Origin of the sequence: Mesorhizobium sp. L2C084A000, assembly GCF_000502875.1 — a bacterium.
Lineage (GTDB): Bacteria > Pseudomonadota > Alphaproteobacteria > Rhizobiales > Rhizobiaceae > Mesorhizobium.
In genome coordinates this window covers 158,966-174,599 of record NZ_AYWX01000007.1, presented here as the reverse complement: position 1 = coordinate 174,599, position 15,634 = coordinate 158,966, and the positions used below count along the sequence as shown (strand labels likewise).

General features: G+C 64.3%; 10 protein-coding genes. 5 read left to right on the top strand and 5 right to left on the bottom strand.

Annotated elements, in window-relative coordinates:
- The first annotated feature begins 54 nt into the window (after positions 1-54).
- Positions 55-756 (top strand): antitoxin Xre/MbcA/ParS toxin-binding domain-containing protein, encoded by a 702-nt coding sequence (locus X735_RS149385; protein WP_023811644.1) that lies wholly within the window; start codon positions 55-57, stop codon positions 754-756.
- 33 nt (positions 757-789) lie between these two features.
- On the opposite strand, the gene X735_RS149390 is transcribed toward X735_RS149385, so the two are convergent.
- Complete coding sequence (locus X735_RS149390; protein ID WP_023811643.1) at positions 790-3,069, bottom strand: NADP-dependent malic enzyme; 2,280 nt, start codon at positions 3,067-3,069, stop codon at positions 790-792.
- Positions 3,070-3,282: 213 nt separating this feature from the next.
- Here X735_RS149390 and mutS point away from each other — a divergent pair, with 213 nt between their 5' ends.
- Positions 3,283-6,006 carry a DNA mismatch repair protein MutS gene (mutS, locus tag X735_RS149395; RefSeq protein WP_023811642.1) on the top strand — a complete coding sequence of 908 codons (2,724 nt, stop codon included), beginning with the start codon at positions 3,283-3,285 and terminating at the stop codon, positions 6,004-6,006.
- A 205-nt stretch (positions 6,007-6,211) separates the two neighbouring features.
- Here mutS and X735_RS149400 read toward each other — a convergent pair whose 3' ends face one another.
- The 3 genes from X735_RS149400 to X735_RS149410 all read right to left on the bottom strand — a co-directional run bounded on the left by X735_RS149400 (position 6,212) and on the right by X735_RS149410 (position 10,082).
- Positions 6,212-7,057 (bottom strand): aldo/keto reductase, encoded by an 846-nt coding sequence (locus tag X735_RS149400; RefSeq protein ID WP_023811640.1) that lies wholly within the window; start codon positions 7,055-7,057, stop codon positions 6,212-6,214.
- Positions 7,058-7,141: 84 nt separating this feature from the next.
- A complete protein-coding gene (locus X735_RS149405) occupies positions 7,142-7,534 on the bottom strand; it encodes a DUF305 domain-containing protein (protein ID WP_023811639.1) in 393 nt (130 codons plus the stop codon).
- A 43-nt stretch (positions 7,535-7,577) separates the two neighbouring features.
- Positions 7,578-10,082, bottom strand: a complete 2,505-nt coding sequence (locus X735_RS149410) for a heavy metal translocating P-type ATPase (protein ID WP_023811638.1) — start codon at positions 10,080-10,082, stop codon at positions 7,578-7,580.
- A 187-nt stretch (positions 10,083-10,269) separates the two neighbouring features.
- Here X735_RS149410 and X735_RS1000000167585 point away from each other — a divergent pair, with 187 nt between their 5' ends.
- From X735_RS1000000167585 to murJ, 3 genes are read left to right on the top strand one after another with little or no spacing between them, the layout of a single operon-like run.
- Positions 10,270-10,845 carry a glycosyltransferase family 25 protein gene (locus tag X735_RS1000000167585; protein ID WP_348625593.1) on the top strand — a complete coding sequence of 192 codons (576 nt, stop codon included), beginning with the start codon at positions 10,270-10,272 and terminating at the stop codon, positions 10,843-10,845.
- A gap of 31 nt (positions 10,846-10,876) precedes the next feature.
- Complete coding sequence (locus tag X735_RS149415; protein ID WP_023811636.1) at positions 10,877-13,678, top strand: [protein-PII] uridylyltransferase; 2,802 nt, start codon at positions 10,877-10,879, stop codon at positions 13,676-13,678.
- A gap of 46 nt (positions 13,679-13,724) precedes the next feature.
- Complete coding sequence (murJ, locus tag X735_RS149420; RefSeq protein WP_023811635.1) at positions 13,725-15,323, top strand: murein biosynthesis integral membrane protein MurJ; 1,599 nt, start codon at positions 13,725-13,727, stop codon at positions 15,321-15,323.
- A gap of 61 nt (positions 15,324-15,384) precedes the next feature.
- Here murJ and X735_RS149425 read toward each other — a convergent pair whose 3' ends face one another.
- Positions 15,385-15,582, bottom strand: coding sequence for a hypothetical protein (locus X735_RS149425; protein WP_050592693.1), 198 nt, complete (start codon positions 15,580-15,582; stop codon positions 15,385-15,387).
- Positions 15,583-15,634: the final 52 nt, after the last annotated feature.

The following is a 15,634-nucleotide window of genomic DNA, read 5'->3' as shown; positions in this document are numbered from 1 at the left end:
GAAATTCAACAATCGGCCGCAGCTGAGGGGAGCGCGCGGCCAAAAGACAGATGCATGAACAGATTTCAGATCCAGGGCCTCAAACAGGACGACTTCGCGGAGATGGTCGCGGAGGACGTCGAGCGCGCGCTTGCGCACTATGACGAGGCCATCAACAAGCCCACCATGGTCTCGGTCGGCAAGATCGCCGGCAGCATAGCGTCCGCCGTCACCTTGCTGTCACCGAAGCACCAGCGCGCCATCGACGCCATCCATGCCGACCTGCCCGGCCTGGCCTCGAAATTCGTGCGCGCGGTGGCGGCGGAAGCCGCGCGCCGCAGCGAAGCCGGTATAGCCGGCGTAATCAATCCGCCGACGACCCCGTTGGCCGATGTCGAGCCTCCTTCGCTGCCAAAGTCCGACGATCTCGAATCGATGCTGATCGAGGACTGGGCGGGCCGCGTCGCCGGCTCGACCTATCTGGAAGAGAATTTGCGTATCGCCCGCTCGACCCTGCATCGCTGGCAACGGCGGGGCGAGGTCATCGCCTTGCGCAAGGGCGGCCGCAAACATGTCTTCCCGCTGGCGCAGTTCGTCGATGGACGGCCGGTTGCGGGCATTCGCGACGTGCTGTCGCTGATCACCAATCCAAGGCTCGCATGGCTGTGGCTGACGCGGCCCTCGGCGCAGCTCGACGGCCGCATTCCCGTCGACCTGCTTCGGCAGGATCAGGTCGACGAGGTGATCGAAGCCGCGCGCGTATTCGCGCCGGGCTGAACGCCTCGCAGACTCACCGCTAAGGCTCGCCGCTCAAGTCCCCGCCGTATACGCCGCGATCGCCGCCATGTTGACGATGTCCGAGTCCTTGGCGTTGAGCGACACGATCTGAACTGGCTTGTTCAAGCCGACCAGCAGCGGGCCGATGACCGTGGAGCCGCCGAGTTCCTGCAGCATCTTGGTCGAGATCGAGGCCGAGTGGAACGCCGGCATGATCAGCACATTGGCCGGGCCGGTCAACCTTATGAACGGATATTGCGCCATGGCCCGCGCATTGAGCGCCACGTCGGCGGCCATTTCGCCGTCATATTCGAAATCGACGCGGCGCTTGTCGAGGATGCGCACCGCTTCCTGGACGCGCTCGGAGCGCTCGCCCTGCGGATGGCCGAAGGTCGAATAGGCGAGCATGGCGAGCCTCGGCTCATAGCCCATGCGGCGGGCAAAGCCCGCGGCCTCCTCGGCGATGTCGGCGATCTGCTCGGCGTTCGGCATGTCGTGCACGGCGGTGTCGGCGACGAGCACGGTCTTGCCCCGCGCCAGCACGATCGAGACGCCGATGACGCGGTGGCCGGGCTTGGCGTCGATGACGCGGCGGATGTCGTCGAGTGCGGTGGAATAGTTGCGGGTCACACCCGTGACGATGCCGTCGGCGTCGCCCAGCGCCACCATGCAGGCGGCAAAATGGTTGCGGTCGTTGTTGATCAGCCGCTGGCAGTCGCGGAACAGGAAGCCTTTGCGCTGCATGCGCTCGTAGAGATAGTCGGTGTAGATGCCGTTGCGGCGCGACAGGCGGGCGTTGATGATCTCGATGCCTTGCTTGTTGAGGTCGATGCCGGCGTGCTTGGCGTTTTCCTTGATGACGTCGTCGCGTCCGAGCAGGATGGCGGTGCCGAGCCGCTGGTTCACATAGGAGACGGCGGCGCGCATGACCTGCTCCTCCTCGCCCTCGGCGAAGACGATGCGCTTGGGCTGGCGGCGCACGCGGTCGTAGATGCGCTGCAGGGTCGATGCGATCGGGTCGCGGCGGGCCGACAGTTCCTGCGCGTAACGATCGAGATCGAGGATCGGCTTGCGGGCGACGCCGGAATCCATCGCCGCCTTGGCCACCGCAATCGGGATGGCCGAGATCAGGCGCGGGTCGAACGGCACCGGGATGATGTAGTTGGGGCCGAATTTCGGCCGGTTGCCCTGATAGGCGGCGGCGACGTCGTCGGGCACATCCTGGCGTGCCAATGCCGCCAGCGCCTGCGCGGCGGCGATCTTCATGTCGTCATTGATGGTGGTTGCCCTGACATCCAGCGCGCCGCGGAAGATGTAGGGGAAGCCGAGCACGTTGTTGACCTGGTTGGGGTAATCAGAACGCCCTGTGGCCATGATGGCGTCGGTGCGGATTTCGGCGACCTCCTCCGGCGTGATTTCCGGATCGGGATTGGCCATGGCGAAGATGATCGGGTTCTTGGCCATCGACTGCACCATGGCGGTGGTCAGCGCGCCCTTGGCGGAGAGGCCGAGGAAGACGTCGGCGCCGTCGAGCGCCTCGGCGAGGCTGCGCGCCTCGGTCTTGACCGCATGCGCCGACTTCCACTGGTTCATGCCTTCGGTGCGGCCCTGGAACACCACACCCTTGGTGTCGCACAAAGTGATGTTTTCGGGGGCAAAACCCATCGCCTTCATCAGCTCGATACAGGCGATGCCGGCTGCACCGGCGCCGTTGCAGACCATTTTTGTGGTCTTCATGTCGCGGCCGGTGATTTCCAGCGCGTTGATCAGGCCGGCGGCCGAGATGATCGCAGTGCCGTGCTGGTCGTCATGGAAGACCGGGATGTCCATCAATTCGCGCAGGCGCTGCTCGATGATGAAGCATTCCGGCGCCTTGATGTCCTCGAGATTGATGCCGCCGAAAGAGGGCCCGAGGAAACGCACACAGTTGATGAACTCGTCGGCGTCCTCGGTATCGACCTCGAGGTCGATGGAATCGACATCGGCGAAGCGCTTGAACAGCACCGCCTTGCCCTCCATCACCGGCTTGGAGGCCAGCGCGCCGAGATTGCCAAGGCCGAGAATGGCGGTGCCGTTGGAGATGACGGCGACCATATTGCCGCGCGTCGTGTAGTCGAAGGCGCGCGAGGGGTCTTCGGCGATGGCCAGAACAGGAACCGCGACGCCAGGCGAATAGGCGAGGCTGAGGTCGCGTTGCGTCGCCATCGGCTTGGTGGCAACGACCTCCAGCTTGCCGGGGCGACCCATGGCGTGGAATTCGAGCGCTTCCTGCGCACTGACGGACGGACCGTTGTTCTCGGTTTTCCTGGCCATGATGTTCTTGATTTCCTCACCGGTGCAGCACCTCGTTGAAGCGGGTGCTTTGTGTCGGACCGAATTAAGACCACGCGCCGCCGCGTGTAAACCGCCAGCGCGCTGGAATCGCCGTCCGCATCGGCAATTGCGGACAAGCTGCCGTCCCGTCGTCCCCTGTTTTTCGAAGCTCTGGCATTAAACCGCATCATCACATCTGCTAGCGTGCCGCGCATGAACATGCACAGCCCGAACGAGCCAGACGCCCCCGAGGCGATGACGCCGGTGCCGACCGCCCACGCCGGCGCCACGCCGATGATCGAGCAATTCATCGAGATCAAGGCGGCGAACCCCGATTCGCTGCTGTTCTATCGCATGGGCGATTTCTACGAGCTGTTCTTCGACGATGCCGAGAAGGCGAGCCGGGCGTTGGGCATCGTGCTGACCAAACGCGGCAAGTATCAAGGGCTCGACATTCCGATGTGCGGCGTGCCGGTGCATGCCGCCGACGATTATCTGCAAAAGCTGATCGGCCAGGGTTTCCGCGTTGCCGTCTGCGAACAGATCGAGGATCCGGCCGAGGCCAAGAAACGCGGCGGCAAATCGGTGGTGCGCCGCGACGTGGTGCGGCTGGTGACACCGGGCACCATCACCGAGGACAAATTGCTGGCGCCGTCGGAATCGAGTTTCCTGATGGCGCTGGGGCGGGTGAAAGGCGGAGCGGACCACTCCTTTGCGCTGGCCTGGATCGATATCTCGACGGGCGCCTTCCGCGTCACCGACACCACCGCCGACCGGCTTTTGGCCGACATTTTCCGCGTCGATCCGCGCGAGCTGATCGTCGCCGAGCCGGTGTTCCACGATCCGGAGTTGAAACCGGTGTTCGACGTGCTTGGCCGCGTCGCCAGCCCGCAGCCGCCGTCGCTGTTTGATTCGGCCTCGGCCACGGGACGCATCGCCCGCTTCTTCGATGTGGCGACACCGGATAGTTTTGGCGCCTTTTCGCGCGCCGAACTGTCGGCGATCTCCGGCGCCATCGCCTATGTCGAGAAGACGCAGAAGGCGGAGCGCCCGCCGCTATCGCGGCCCGAGCGCGAAGAGCAAGGATCGACCCTGTTCATCGATCCGGCCACGCGCGGCAATCTGGAACTCTTACGCACTCTGTCGGGTAGCCGCGAAGGCTCGCTGTTCAAGGCGATCGACCGCACGGTGACGGGCGGCGGCGCAAGGCTGCTCGCCGACCGGCTGATGGCGCCACTGACCGACCCGGTGGCGATCGGCGGCAGGCTGGACTCGGTTTCGTTCTTCCGTGCCGAAACGCGGCTGTGCCAGGCGGTACGGTCGAGCCTGAAGAGCGTCGCCGACATGCCGCGCGCGCTGTCCAGGCTGGCGCTCAACCGGGGCGGCCCGCGCGACCTTGGCGCGCTGCGCGCCGGTTTCGAGGCTGCCGGCGCGATCGCCGAGATCTTTGCCGCGACCGCCCTGCCCAGGGAATTGACGGCGGCACTCGCTGCCATCCACGCGCTGCCCCAGGCGCTGGCCCAGCACCTGACACAGGCGCTTGGCGACGAACTGCCGCTGCTCAAGCGTGACGGCGGCTTCGTTCGCGGCGGCTATCACCCCGATCTCGACGAGATGCGGGCGCTGCGCGATGAGTCGCGCAAAGTGATCGCCGGGCTGGAGCGCTCGCTGATCGACGAGACCGGCATCCGCTCGCTGAAGATCCGCCACAACAATGTGCTTGGCTACTACATCGAGGTGACCGCCAATCACCACGCGATCATGACCGGCAGCGACGGCGCCAAGGCTCGCTTCATCCACCGCCAGACCATGGCCAACGCCATGCGCTTCACGACGACCGAGCTTGCCGAACTCGAGACCAAGATCGCCAACGCCGCCGACCGGGCGCTCAGCATCGAGCTTGCCGCCTTCGACGCGCTGACGGCGGAAGCGGTCGGCGAAGCGGAGAAGATCCGCGCCGGTGCGGATGCGCTGGCCGTGCTCGATGTCTCGGCGGCACTTGCGCTTCTCTCGGAAAGCGAAGCCTGGTGCCGGCCGGTGGTGGATTCGAGCCTTGCTTTCGACATTTTGGGGGGCCGGCATCCGGTGGTCGAGCAGGCCTTGCGCCGTTCGGGCGAAGGCCCGTTCGTCGCCAATGATTGCGACCTGTCGCCGGAGGGCAGCGCCAAGAATGGCGCGATCTGGCTTCTGACCGGCCCCAACATGGGCGGCAAGTCGACGTTCCTGCGGCAAAACGCGCTGATCGCCATCCTGGCGCAGACCGGCTCGTTCGTGCCAGCGACCTCGGCCCATATCGGCGTCGTCGACCGGCTGTTCTCGCGTGTCGGCGCCTCGGACGATCTGGCGCGCGGCCGCTCGACCTTCATGGTCGAGATGGTCGAGACGGCGGCAATCCTCAACCAGGCCGGCGAGCGCGCCCTGGTGATCCTCGACGAGATCGGCCGCGGCACCGCCACCTTCGACGGCCTGTCGATCGCCTGGGCGGCGGTCGAATATCTGCATGAGAAGAACCGCTGCCGGGCGATCTTCGCTACTCACTTTCACGAAATGACCTCGCTGGCCGGCAAGCTGGCGCGGCTCCACAACGTCACCATGCGGGTCAAGGAATGGGAAAACGACGTCGTCTTCCTGCACGAGGTCGGCAAGGGCGCCGCCGACCGCTCCTACGGTGTGCAGGTGGCGCGGCTGGCCGGGCTGCCGGAAGCGGTGGTCGACCGGGCCAAGGAAGTCCTGCACCAGTTGGAGGAAGGCGAGGTTTCCGGCAAGACCAACCGGCTGGTCGACGACCTGCCGCTGTTTTCGGTGGCGGTGAAGCGGGAAGCGGCGAAGCCGGCCAAGGGCGACGCGTTGGGTGCCGCGCTCGGCGACATCAATCCCGACGAGATGACGCCAAGGGAAGCGCTGGAGGCGCTTTACCGGCTTAAGGGACTGGCGTAGCCAGTAAAGGTCGGCGGGACAGCACCCCCCTCTGCCCTACCGGGCATCTCCCCCGCAAGGGGGGAGATCGGACGTCACCTTGGCTTTCGCCAATCACCATGCAAGGAGAGCGGAGCGCGGAAGCTGCCTATCTCCCCCTTGCGGGGGAGATGGCCGGCAGGCCAGAGGGGGGTGTGACGGAACGCGGCCTTCGCTATCTGCGCGCCTAAATCATCTCCAGCCCGCGTTTGCGCGTCGGTGGCGGAAAGCCACGGTCGAGATCGGCGATGTCCTGCGGCGTAAGCTTGATGTCGAGCGCCGCGACGTTCTGGCGGACATGCTCTTGGCTGCTGGCCTTCGGGATGGCGATGACGCCCTCCTGATGCATCACCCAGGCCAGGGCGATCTGTGCCGCCGTGGCCTTGTGGCGGGCGGCAATGGCTTCCAGCCTGGCATTGCGCGCCAGCGCGCCCTGCTCGACCGGCGAATAAGCCATTAGCGGAATGCCGCGCTGCCGGCTCCACGGCGCCAGGTCGAATTCGAGGCCGCGCCGGACCAGATTGTAGAGCACCTGGTTGGTCTGGACATTGCCGCCATCCGACAAGCCGATCAGCTCTTCCATCTCGTCGGTGTCGAAATTGCTGACGCCCCAGTGACGGATCTTGCCCGCCTTTTTCAGGGCCTCGAAGGCCGCGACCGTTTCCGCCAGCGGCACGCTGCCCGGCCAATGCAGCAGATAGAGATCGATGCGGTCAGTGCGCAGGCGCTTCAGGCTGTTTTCGCAGGCGCGCTGCACGCCCGCGCGCGAAGCGTTCGATGGCAGAACTTTCGAGACCAGGAAGGTCTCGTCACGGCGCCCGGCAATAGCCTCTGCCACCACCTCCTCGGCGCCGCCGCTGGCATACATTTCGGCAGTGTCGATCAGTGTGATGCCGAGGTCGAGGCCGAGCTTGAGGGCATTCACCTCATCGGCACGGCGACTGATATCCTCGCCCATCTTCCATGTGCCCTGGCCAAGCACCTGAACGGCTTCGCCTGAGGGCAGTTTGGTGGTTCTGATGGTCGGCGGCATGGCGGGCTCCATTTGGGCCGATCGCATCACAGGCTGGACGAGAAATCCAGAGGCGTTCTCGCCGAGCTGGCGATGGCTGAAGACTTACTTCACCGGATGGGCGGCGAGCCAGGCCTGCATCTGCTTGATCTCGGCTTCCTGCGCGGCGATGACGCCTTCGGCCAGCTTGCGGATTTCCGGATCCTTGCCGTTGGCAAGCTCGACCTTGGCCATGTCGATGGCACCCTGATGGTGCGGGATCATGCCCTTGACGAAATCGACATCGGCATTGCCGGTATATTCAGATGCCATCATGTCGGCATGCATCTTGTCCATCGCTGCCTTGTAGCCCTCGGTCGAGGGGCTGGTCGCATCCGTCGCCATGGCGCCCATGTCGTGTTTCATCTCCTCACTTTGCGCCGGAACACTTTCGAGGAAGACGGCAACCAGCATTCCGGCCGCCATCAGCAGCAGCACGAGTTTTTTGGCCAAGGTCATTCATGGTCTCCTGTTGAGTGGGTTTCGTATTTGGGGGCTTTGGTCAGAGTTTCAATGTTCTCAGCCGCAATGCGTTTGCGATCACCGACACCGAAGACAGGCTCATCGCCGCCGCCGCCAGCATCGGCGACAGAAGCGTGCCGGTGAGCGGATAGAGCACGCCGGCGGCGACCGGCACGCCAAGCACATTGTAGAGGAAGGCGAAGAACAGGTTCTGGCGGATGTTGCGGATCGTCGCCTGCGCCAGCGTGCGGGCGCGCACGATACCGTTGAGGTCGCCCTTGACCAGAGTGATACCGGCGCTTTCGACGGCGACATCGGCGCCGGTGCCCATGGCGATGCCGACATCGGCAGCGGCAAGGGCCGGTGCGTCGTTGACGCCGTCGCCGGCCATGGCAACGCCGGCGCCTTTTGCGCGCAGTTCCTCGACAAGGGCTGCCTTCTGTTCCGGCAGCAGGCCGGCGCGGACCTCGTCGATGCCGAGGCTTCTGGCGATCGCGTTGGCCGTGCGTTCATTGTCGCCGGTTGCCATGATGATCCGCAAGCCGCTTTCATGCAGCGCCTTGATCGCCTCGGCCGTCGTTGCCTTGATAAGGTCGGCGACGGCGACGATGCCGGCCAGTTTTTTGTCGACAGCGACGAACATCGCCGTCTTGCCTTCGAGTTGCAACGCCTCGGCCTTGGCCGAGATGGATGCGATGTCGACGCCAAGGTCGGCCATCATCGCGGCATTGCCGAGCGCGACCGTCTTTCCCGAGACCGAACCGGACACGCCCTTGCCGGTGACCGCCTCGAAGGCGCTGGCCTCGGCAACTGTCACGCCGCGCGTAGCGGCGCCGTCGACGATGGCTTCAGCCAGCGGATGCTCCGACCCCTTCTCCAGACCGGCGGCAAGCGCCAGCAATTCCTCCTCGGAAAAACCGTTTGCCGCAACGACATCGGTCAGCTTCGGCCGGCCTTCGGTCAGCGTCCCCGTCTTGTCGACGATCAGCGTGTCGACGGAAGCAAAGCGTTCGAGTGCTGCGGCCTCCTTGATCAGCACACCGGCATGCGCTCCGCGCCCGGTGGCGGTCATGATCGACATCGGCGTGGCAAGGCCGAGCGCACAGGGGCAAGCGATAATCAGCACCGACACCGCCGAGACGATGGCAAAGATCAGGCTGGGCTCGGGTCCAAACACGGCCCAGGCGGTGAAAGCGACAATCGCGACAAGGACGACGGCCGGGACAAAGTAGAAAGAAACGCGATCGGCCAACCCTTGAATCGGGGCGCGCGAGCGCTGCGCCTTGGCGACGAGCTCGACGATGCGCGCCAGCGTCGTCTCGGCGCCAACCTTCTCAGCGCGCATGATCAGCGCACCATTCTTGTTGAGCGTGCCGCCGGTCAGCGCATCGCCCTCGACCTTCTCGACCGGCAACGGCTCGCCCGTGATCATCGATTCGTCGATCGAGGACCGCCCTTCCAGCACCGTGCCATCGACCGGCACGGCGTCACCGGGGCGTATGCGCAGGCGATCGCCGGCCTTGACGGCGTCGAGGGGCACGTCGTTTTCGGAACCATCGGCGGCAATCAGCCGCGCGGTCTTCGGCGCCAGATCGAGCAAGGCGCGGATCGCCGAACCGGTCTTTTCACGGGCGCGCAGCTCCAGCACCTGACCAAGGAAGACCAGCGCAACGATGACGGCGGCAGCCTCGAAATAGACGGGCACCGCACCGCCATGGCCGCGGAACTGATGCGGGAAAATGTCCGGAAACAGCGTGGCGACGACGCTGTAGAGATAGGCAGCGCCAACGCCGAGCGAGATCAGCGTCCACATGTTGGGGCTGCGGTTGACCAGCGAGTCCCAGCCGCGGTGGAAGAAGGGAAAGGCGGCCCAAAGCACCACCGGACTTGCCAGGACCAGTTCGATCCAGACCTTTGTCCGGTCCTCGACCAGGCCTTCAAACATCAAGCCGATCATGGGCGCCATTGCGATGATCAGAAGGGGGACCGAAAGGACAGCGCTCACCCAAAACCGCCTGGTGAAATCGACCAGCTCGGGATTTGGCCCTTCATCGCCCGTCGGCACGCCCATCGGCTCCAGCGCCATGCCACAGATCGGGCAGGATCCTGGCTTGTCGCGGATGATTTCAGGATGCATCGGGCAGGTGTATTGCGTGCCTTTGGGCATCGGCTGCGGTGCCGGCCTGTCGCCGAGATATTTTTGCGGCTCCGCCTCGAATTTCGCCTGGCAGGCGGCCGAGCAGAAGTAAAAGCCCTGGCCTTCGTGGCGGGCAAAGTGCCTGGCTGTCGCGCGATCGACGCTCATACCGCAGACCGGATCGGTGGCCGTCAGGAATTTTTCCGGCTCGGCGACGAATTTCGTGCGGCAGCCCTGGCTGCAGAAATGATAGGGATGGCCATCATGCTCGGTCGTCGGCTTGCCGGCGACCGGATCGACAGTCATGCCGCAGACCGGATCGCGGACGACGCTCTTCGTGGTGGGCACGGCGCCTTGTGTCGAGCAGCAGCTACTATGCGCGTGATGATCGTGATCGGAATGCGTCATTCGAAAATGCCTTGATTTATCGGCGTGTGACGTGGAGATAGGGCTTCCAGTAACTGGAAGGTCAAGGGCTGTTTCGACTTTTCTTCTCCGGTCCATGGCGCGTCCATCCTCCCCCAGAAAAAGTCTCACGCGGCAACACCACGCCTGCTAGAGAGCGAGCGTCCCGGGGGTGAGATTTTCTTTGGCAATGAAGCGTCTGGTCATCAATCTCGATCGGTCTCCCGATCGCCTTGCCCGTGTGACGGCGGAGTTTGCCCGCATCGGCGTCCCGTTCGAACGCGTTCAGGCCATCGACGCACGGGATCGGCCGGACCTGGACCAGCTGCCGCAAAATGTCGGATATCGGAACAGGCTGCCATTGACTGACGGCGAGATCGCCTGCCTGCTCAGTCACCGGGCCTGCTGGGCCGCCATAGCGCAAGGTCTTCAACCCCGAGTTTTCGGTTTTGCGAGGCGAGACAATCTATCAGCTTGTTCCTGCGCTCTGCGCGCAAGATCAGTTCCTTGGCGACAGGGCGCTCCAATTGCCAAGCCTGCTCAGGGAAAAGCGGGATATCCAGTGCGCCGCCGGGACCGGGAAACGCAGAAAGACAGCCATAGCGAAGGTCAAAGCCGAGGCTCGGCGGATAGGCAAGCGCATTGTCGATTTCTGTCGACTGAAGCGGAGAATGGTTATTCCATTTACTTATCCGAGCCAAAGCTCAACCGGGTCTTGAACCGGCTTTCAACGCCCCATACCCAGCGCCACGAAAACGCGCTATAGACGCCGCCGAACGGCAAGGCCGACTGGATATATGGCAAGAATCTCCCTGAAGCTCGACGAATTGATCGACGGCGAAGCCTTGCGCCGCGAGATGACCGCGCTGACCGCGGCCACGGCGGATGATGGCTCAGGGCAGGCCGCGCGCAATGGCGTGCTCCAACTGCTCAAGGGACGACTGGCGGAAGGGCGCGCCATTGCCGAACGAATGCTGATGGACGATGGCGGCGGCAGCGCCTGCGCGGCGCGGCTGTCGCATCTCATGGACGAGATCATCCGGGCGCTTTACGATTTCGCCGTCACCCATGTCTACCGGGTCAAGAACCCGTCCTCGGCGGAGCGCATGGCCGTCGTCGCTGTCGGCGGCTACGGCCGTGGAACGCTGGCGCCCGGATCCGACATCGACCTTCTGTTCCTGCTGCCCTACAAGCAGACGCCGTGGGGCGAACAGACAGTCGAATACATGCTCTACATGCTGTGGGACCTGGGGCTGAAGGTCGGCCACGCCACCCGTAACATCGACGAATGCCTGCGCCTGTCGCGCACCGATGTCACCATTCGCACCTCGATCCTCGAAGCACGTTTCCTGTGGGGCGAGGAAAAGCTCTATGATGAACTGATGCTGCGGTTCGATCATGAGGTGGTGCGCACGACCGGCCCCGAATATGTCCAGGCCAAGCTTGCCGAACGCGATGACCGCCATGCCAAGGCCGGCGAAAGCCGCTATCTGGTCGAGCCCAACGTCAAGGACGGCAAGGGCGGCCTGCGCGACCTGCAGACGCTGTTCTGGATCGGCAAATATTTCTATCGGGTGCGTACCGGCGAGGAACTGGTCGACAAGGGCGTCTTCACCGAGGGCGAATACCGCGAGTTCCAGAAGGCGGAGGATTTCCTGTGGGCGGTACGCTGCCACATGCATTTCCTCACCGGCAAGGCCGAAGAGCGGTTGCATTTCGACATCCAGCGCGAGATCGCCGAACGGCTCGGCTACACCACACACCCCGGCCTGTCGGCGGTCGAGCGCTTCATGAAGCACTACTTCCTCGTTGCCAAGGACGTCGGCGACCTGACCCGCATCTTCTGCGCGGCGCTCGAGGAGGAGCAGGCCAAGCACGTTCCTGGCTTCAACCGCATCTTCCTGACTTTCTCCAGGCGCAAACGCAAGCTGGCCGGCACCTCCGATTTCATTGTCGACAACCACCGCATCAACATCGCCGACGACCAGGTGTTCGAGCGCGATCCGGTCAATCTGCTCAGGCTGTTCTGGTTCGCCGACAAGCACGGTCTGGAATTCCACCCTGACGCGCTCAAGCTGCTGACCCGTTCGCTCGGCCTGGTCAACAAGTCGCTGCGGCGCGACGAGGAGGCCAACCGGCTGTTCCTCGACATATTGACCTCGGATCGCAATGCCGAACTCAATCTGCGTCGCATGAACGAAGCCGGACTGCTCGGCAAGCTGATCCCGGATTTCGGCAAGATCGTCGCCATGATGCAGTTCTCGATGTACCACCACTACACGGTGGACGAGCATCTGATCCGCTGCATCGGCGTGCTGGCCGAGATCGAGCGCGGCGACGGCGAAAAGGTCCACCCCCTCTCGCACACGCTGATGCCGAGCCTGAAGAAGAGCCGCGAAGCGCTCTATGTCGCCGTACTGCTGCACGACATCGCCAAGGGCAGGCCGGAGGACCATTCCGAGGCGGGGGCCAGGATCGCCCGTCGGATCTGCCCGCATATGGGGCTGTCGCCTGCCGATACCGAAACCGTGGCCTGGCTGGTCGAGAACCACCTCGTGATGTCGATGACGGCGCAGACCCGCGACCTCAACGACCGCAAGACCATCGAGGATTTTGCCGCGATCGTGCAGTCGGTCGAGCGGCTGAAGCTGCTTTTGATCCTCACCGTCTGCGACATCAGGGGCGTCGGACCCGGTGTCTGGAACGGCTGGAAGGGCCAGCTGCTGCGCACGCTCTACTACGAGACCGAATTGCTGCTGACCGGCGGGTTTTCGGAAGTGTCGCGCGCGCAGCGCACGGCGGCGGCGCGCGAGCGCCTGGCCGAGGCGCTTGCCGACTGGCCGGACAAGGCCCGCAAGCGCTATGTCGGCCAACACTACGAGAATTACCTTTTGACCGTCGATCTCGCAGACCAGTTGCGCCATGCCGAGTTCATCCGCGAAGCGGACGTGTCAGGCAACAAGCTTGCCACCATGGTCAAGACCCACCAGTTCGAGGCGGTGACCGAAATCACCGTGCTGGCGCAGGACCACCCCCGCCTGCTCTCTGTCATCGCCGGGGCTTGCGCCGGAGCCGGCGGCAACATTGTCGACGCGCAGATCTTCACGACGTCGGATGGCCGCGCGCTCGACACGATCCTGATCAGCAGAGAATTCGATCGCGACGAGGACGAGCGCCGGCGCGCCGAACGTGTCGGCCGGCTAATCGAGGACGTGCTGTCGGGCAAGAGCTGGCTGCCGGAAATGATCGAGAAGCGCACCAAGCCGCGGCGCGGCTCCAAGGTGTTCAAGATCCCACCGCGTGCCGAAATCCGCAACACGCTGTCGAACCGTTTTTCGGTCATCGAGGTCGAGGGCCTCGACCGGCCGGGACTGCTGTCGGAGATCACCGGAACGCTTTCCGACCTGTCGCTCGACATCGCATCGGCCCACATCACCACCTTCGGCGAAAAGGTCATCGACACTTTCTATGTCACCGATCTCACTGGCCAGAAGATAGATAGCCCGGCCCGCATCGCCACCATCCGCAATCGGCTGATGGCAACGCTCGAAGGCATCGTGCCCGAACGCGGCGGCAAGCCCAGGGCGGCGGCCGAGTGACAACGACCATCACTTTGTCCCAATTGCGCAGGCAGTTCCCAAAAGCATGAGCCTCGTCAAGAAATTCGCAACGGTCGCTTCCGGCACGCTGATGAGCCGCGCGCTCGGTTTCGGCCGCGAGATGCTGATGGCTGCTGCACTCGGTACCGGACCGGTTGCCGATGCCTTCAACGCCGCTTTCCAGTTTCCCAACACCTTTCGCCGGCTGTTTGCCGAGGGGGCCTTCAACGCCGCCTTCGTGCCGCTGTTCGCCAAGGAGATCGAGACCCACGGTACCGAAGGCGCCAAGCGCTTTTCCGAGGAAGTGTTCGGCGTGCTGTTCACGGCGCTGCTGGCGCTGACGATCATCATGGAACTGTCGATGCCGCTGATCGTGCGCTATCTGGTGGCGCCGGGTTTTGCCGGCACGCCGGGGAAGTTCGACACCACGGTGACGCTGGCAACGATCATGTTTCCCTATCTGATCTGCATGTCGCTGGGCGCGATGATGGCGGGCATGCTGAATTCGCTGCGCCGCTATTTCGCCGCCGCGGTGGCCCCGGTGTTCCTCAACATCATCCTGATCGGCGTGCTCGCCTATGCCTGGTACAAGGGCTCGGATGCCCTCACCGTCGGCTACGGGCTGTCCTGGGGCGTGCTTGCCGCCGGACTGGTGCAACTGGCGATCGTCTGGGTGGCGGTGCGCCACGCCGGCATCTCGATCGGCTTCCGCCGGCCGAAAATGACGCCCGCGGTCAAGCGGCTGCTGATCCTGGCGCTGCCGGCGGCCATCACCGGCGGCATCACCCAGATCAACCAGCTGATCGGCACGGCGATCGCCTCGGCACAGAACAGCGCGGTGTCCTCGCTCGCCTATGCCGACCGCATCTACCAGTTGCCGCTCGGCGTGGTCGGTGTTGCGGTGGCGATCGTGCTGTTGCCCGAACTGTCGCGGGCGCTGAAGTCGGGCAATCTGATCGAGGCGGCCAATCTGCAGAACCGCTCGGTCGAGTTCACGCTGTTCCTGACCTTGCCGGCAGCCGCGGCACTCTGGGTGATGTCTGAGCCGATCGTGCGGCTGGTCTATGAGCGCGGCGCGTTCGCCGCCAACGGATCGACGCCGACGGTGGCGGCGATCCTGGCGATCTTCGGCCTCGGCCTGCCGGCCTTCGTGCTGATCAAGGCGTTCACCCCAGGCTATTTCGCCCGCGAGGACACGCGCACGCCGATGATCTTTGCCGCCATCTCGGTGGCGGTGAACGTCACCACGGCGCTGACGCTGTTTCCACGGATGGGGGCGCCCGGCATTGCGGTGGCCTCGGCCGTCGCCGGCTGGGTCAACGCGGTGATGCTGCTCGGCGTCTTGATCCGGCGCGGCCATTGGGGCCGCGACGTACCGCTGATGAAGCGCATTCCACGTCTGGTGCTGTCCGCCGTGGTGATGGGCGCTGCGCTCTATTTTGCCGAACACTGGTTCGCCATCAGGCTTGGGCCGGGCTCGCCGCTGGTGGTCAAGGCGGCGACGCTGCTGTCGCTGGTTGCCGGTGGGGCGCTGCTTTATTTCATCACCGCGTTTGCCACCGGCGGCGCCGATTTCGGGATGATCCGGCGCAATGTCGGACGGAAAGGATCGCCGCCGACTAGGGAACAGTCTCCAGATCCGTGAGCCGGAATTTATTGCAATGTCCCACCCCTCATTGCGACGATAGCGGCTGCTTCGACAAACATTAGTCTTCTCCAGACAATTCGTCGTAGACGGAGGGTGGCAAGGTGTTGCGCGCCTGCCCCCTCAGTTCAATTCCGAGTTCGGCCCGAAGCCGTGCCGCGGTCTCCAGCGGCGTCTCGCGGCTGCGCCTGCGCTGCAGTGCCTCTTGCATACCGACCACGCCGGCGGGGCGCTTCTGACCTTCAGATCCGGTGGGCATTCAAGGCGTCTCCTCCAAGGTCGCTATGTAATGCACCCGGCTGCCGCTCGCG

Bases quoted from the DNA above. Each gene is read 5' to 3' on its own strand.
- X735_RS149385 (WP_023811644.1), top strand. From the start codon at position 55: ATGAACAGATTTCAGATCCAGGGCCTCAAACAGGACGACTTCGCGGAG.
- X735_RS149390 (WP_023811643.1), bottom strand. From the start codon at position 3,069: ATGGCCAGGAAAACCGAGAACAACGGTCCGTCCGTCAGTGCGCAGGAA.
- mutS (WP_023811642.1), top strand. From the start codon at position 3,283: ATGAACATGCACAGCCCGAACGAGCCAGACGCCCCCGAGGCGATGACG.
- X735_RS149400 (WP_023811640.1), bottom strand. From the start codon at position 7,057: ATGCCGCCGACCATCAGAACCACCAAACTGCCCTCAGGCGAAGCCGTT.
- X735_RS149405 (WP_023811639.1), bottom strand. From the start codon at position 7,534: ATGACCTTGGCCAAAAAACTCGTGCTGCTGCTGATGGCGGCCGGAATG.
- X735_RS149410 (WP_023811638.1), bottom strand. From the start codon at position 10,082: ATGACGCATTCCGATCACGATCATCACGCGCATAGTAGCTGCTGCTCG.
- X735_RS1000000167585 (WP_348625593.1), top strand. From the start codon at position 10,270: ATGAAGCGTCTGGTCATCAATCTCGATCGGTCTCCCGATCGCCTTGCC.
- X735_RS149415 (WP_023811636.1), top strand. From the start codon at position 10,877: ATGGCAAGAATCTCCCTGAAGCTCGACGAATTGATCGACGGCGAAGCC.
- murJ (WP_023811635.1), top strand. From the start codon at position 13,725: ATGAGCCTCGTCAAGAAATTCGCAACGGTCGCTTCCGGCACGCTGATG.
- X735_RS149425 (WP_050592693.1), bottom strand. From the start codon at position 15,582: ATGCCCACCGGATCTGAAGGTCAGAAGCGCCCCGCCGGCGTGGTCGGT.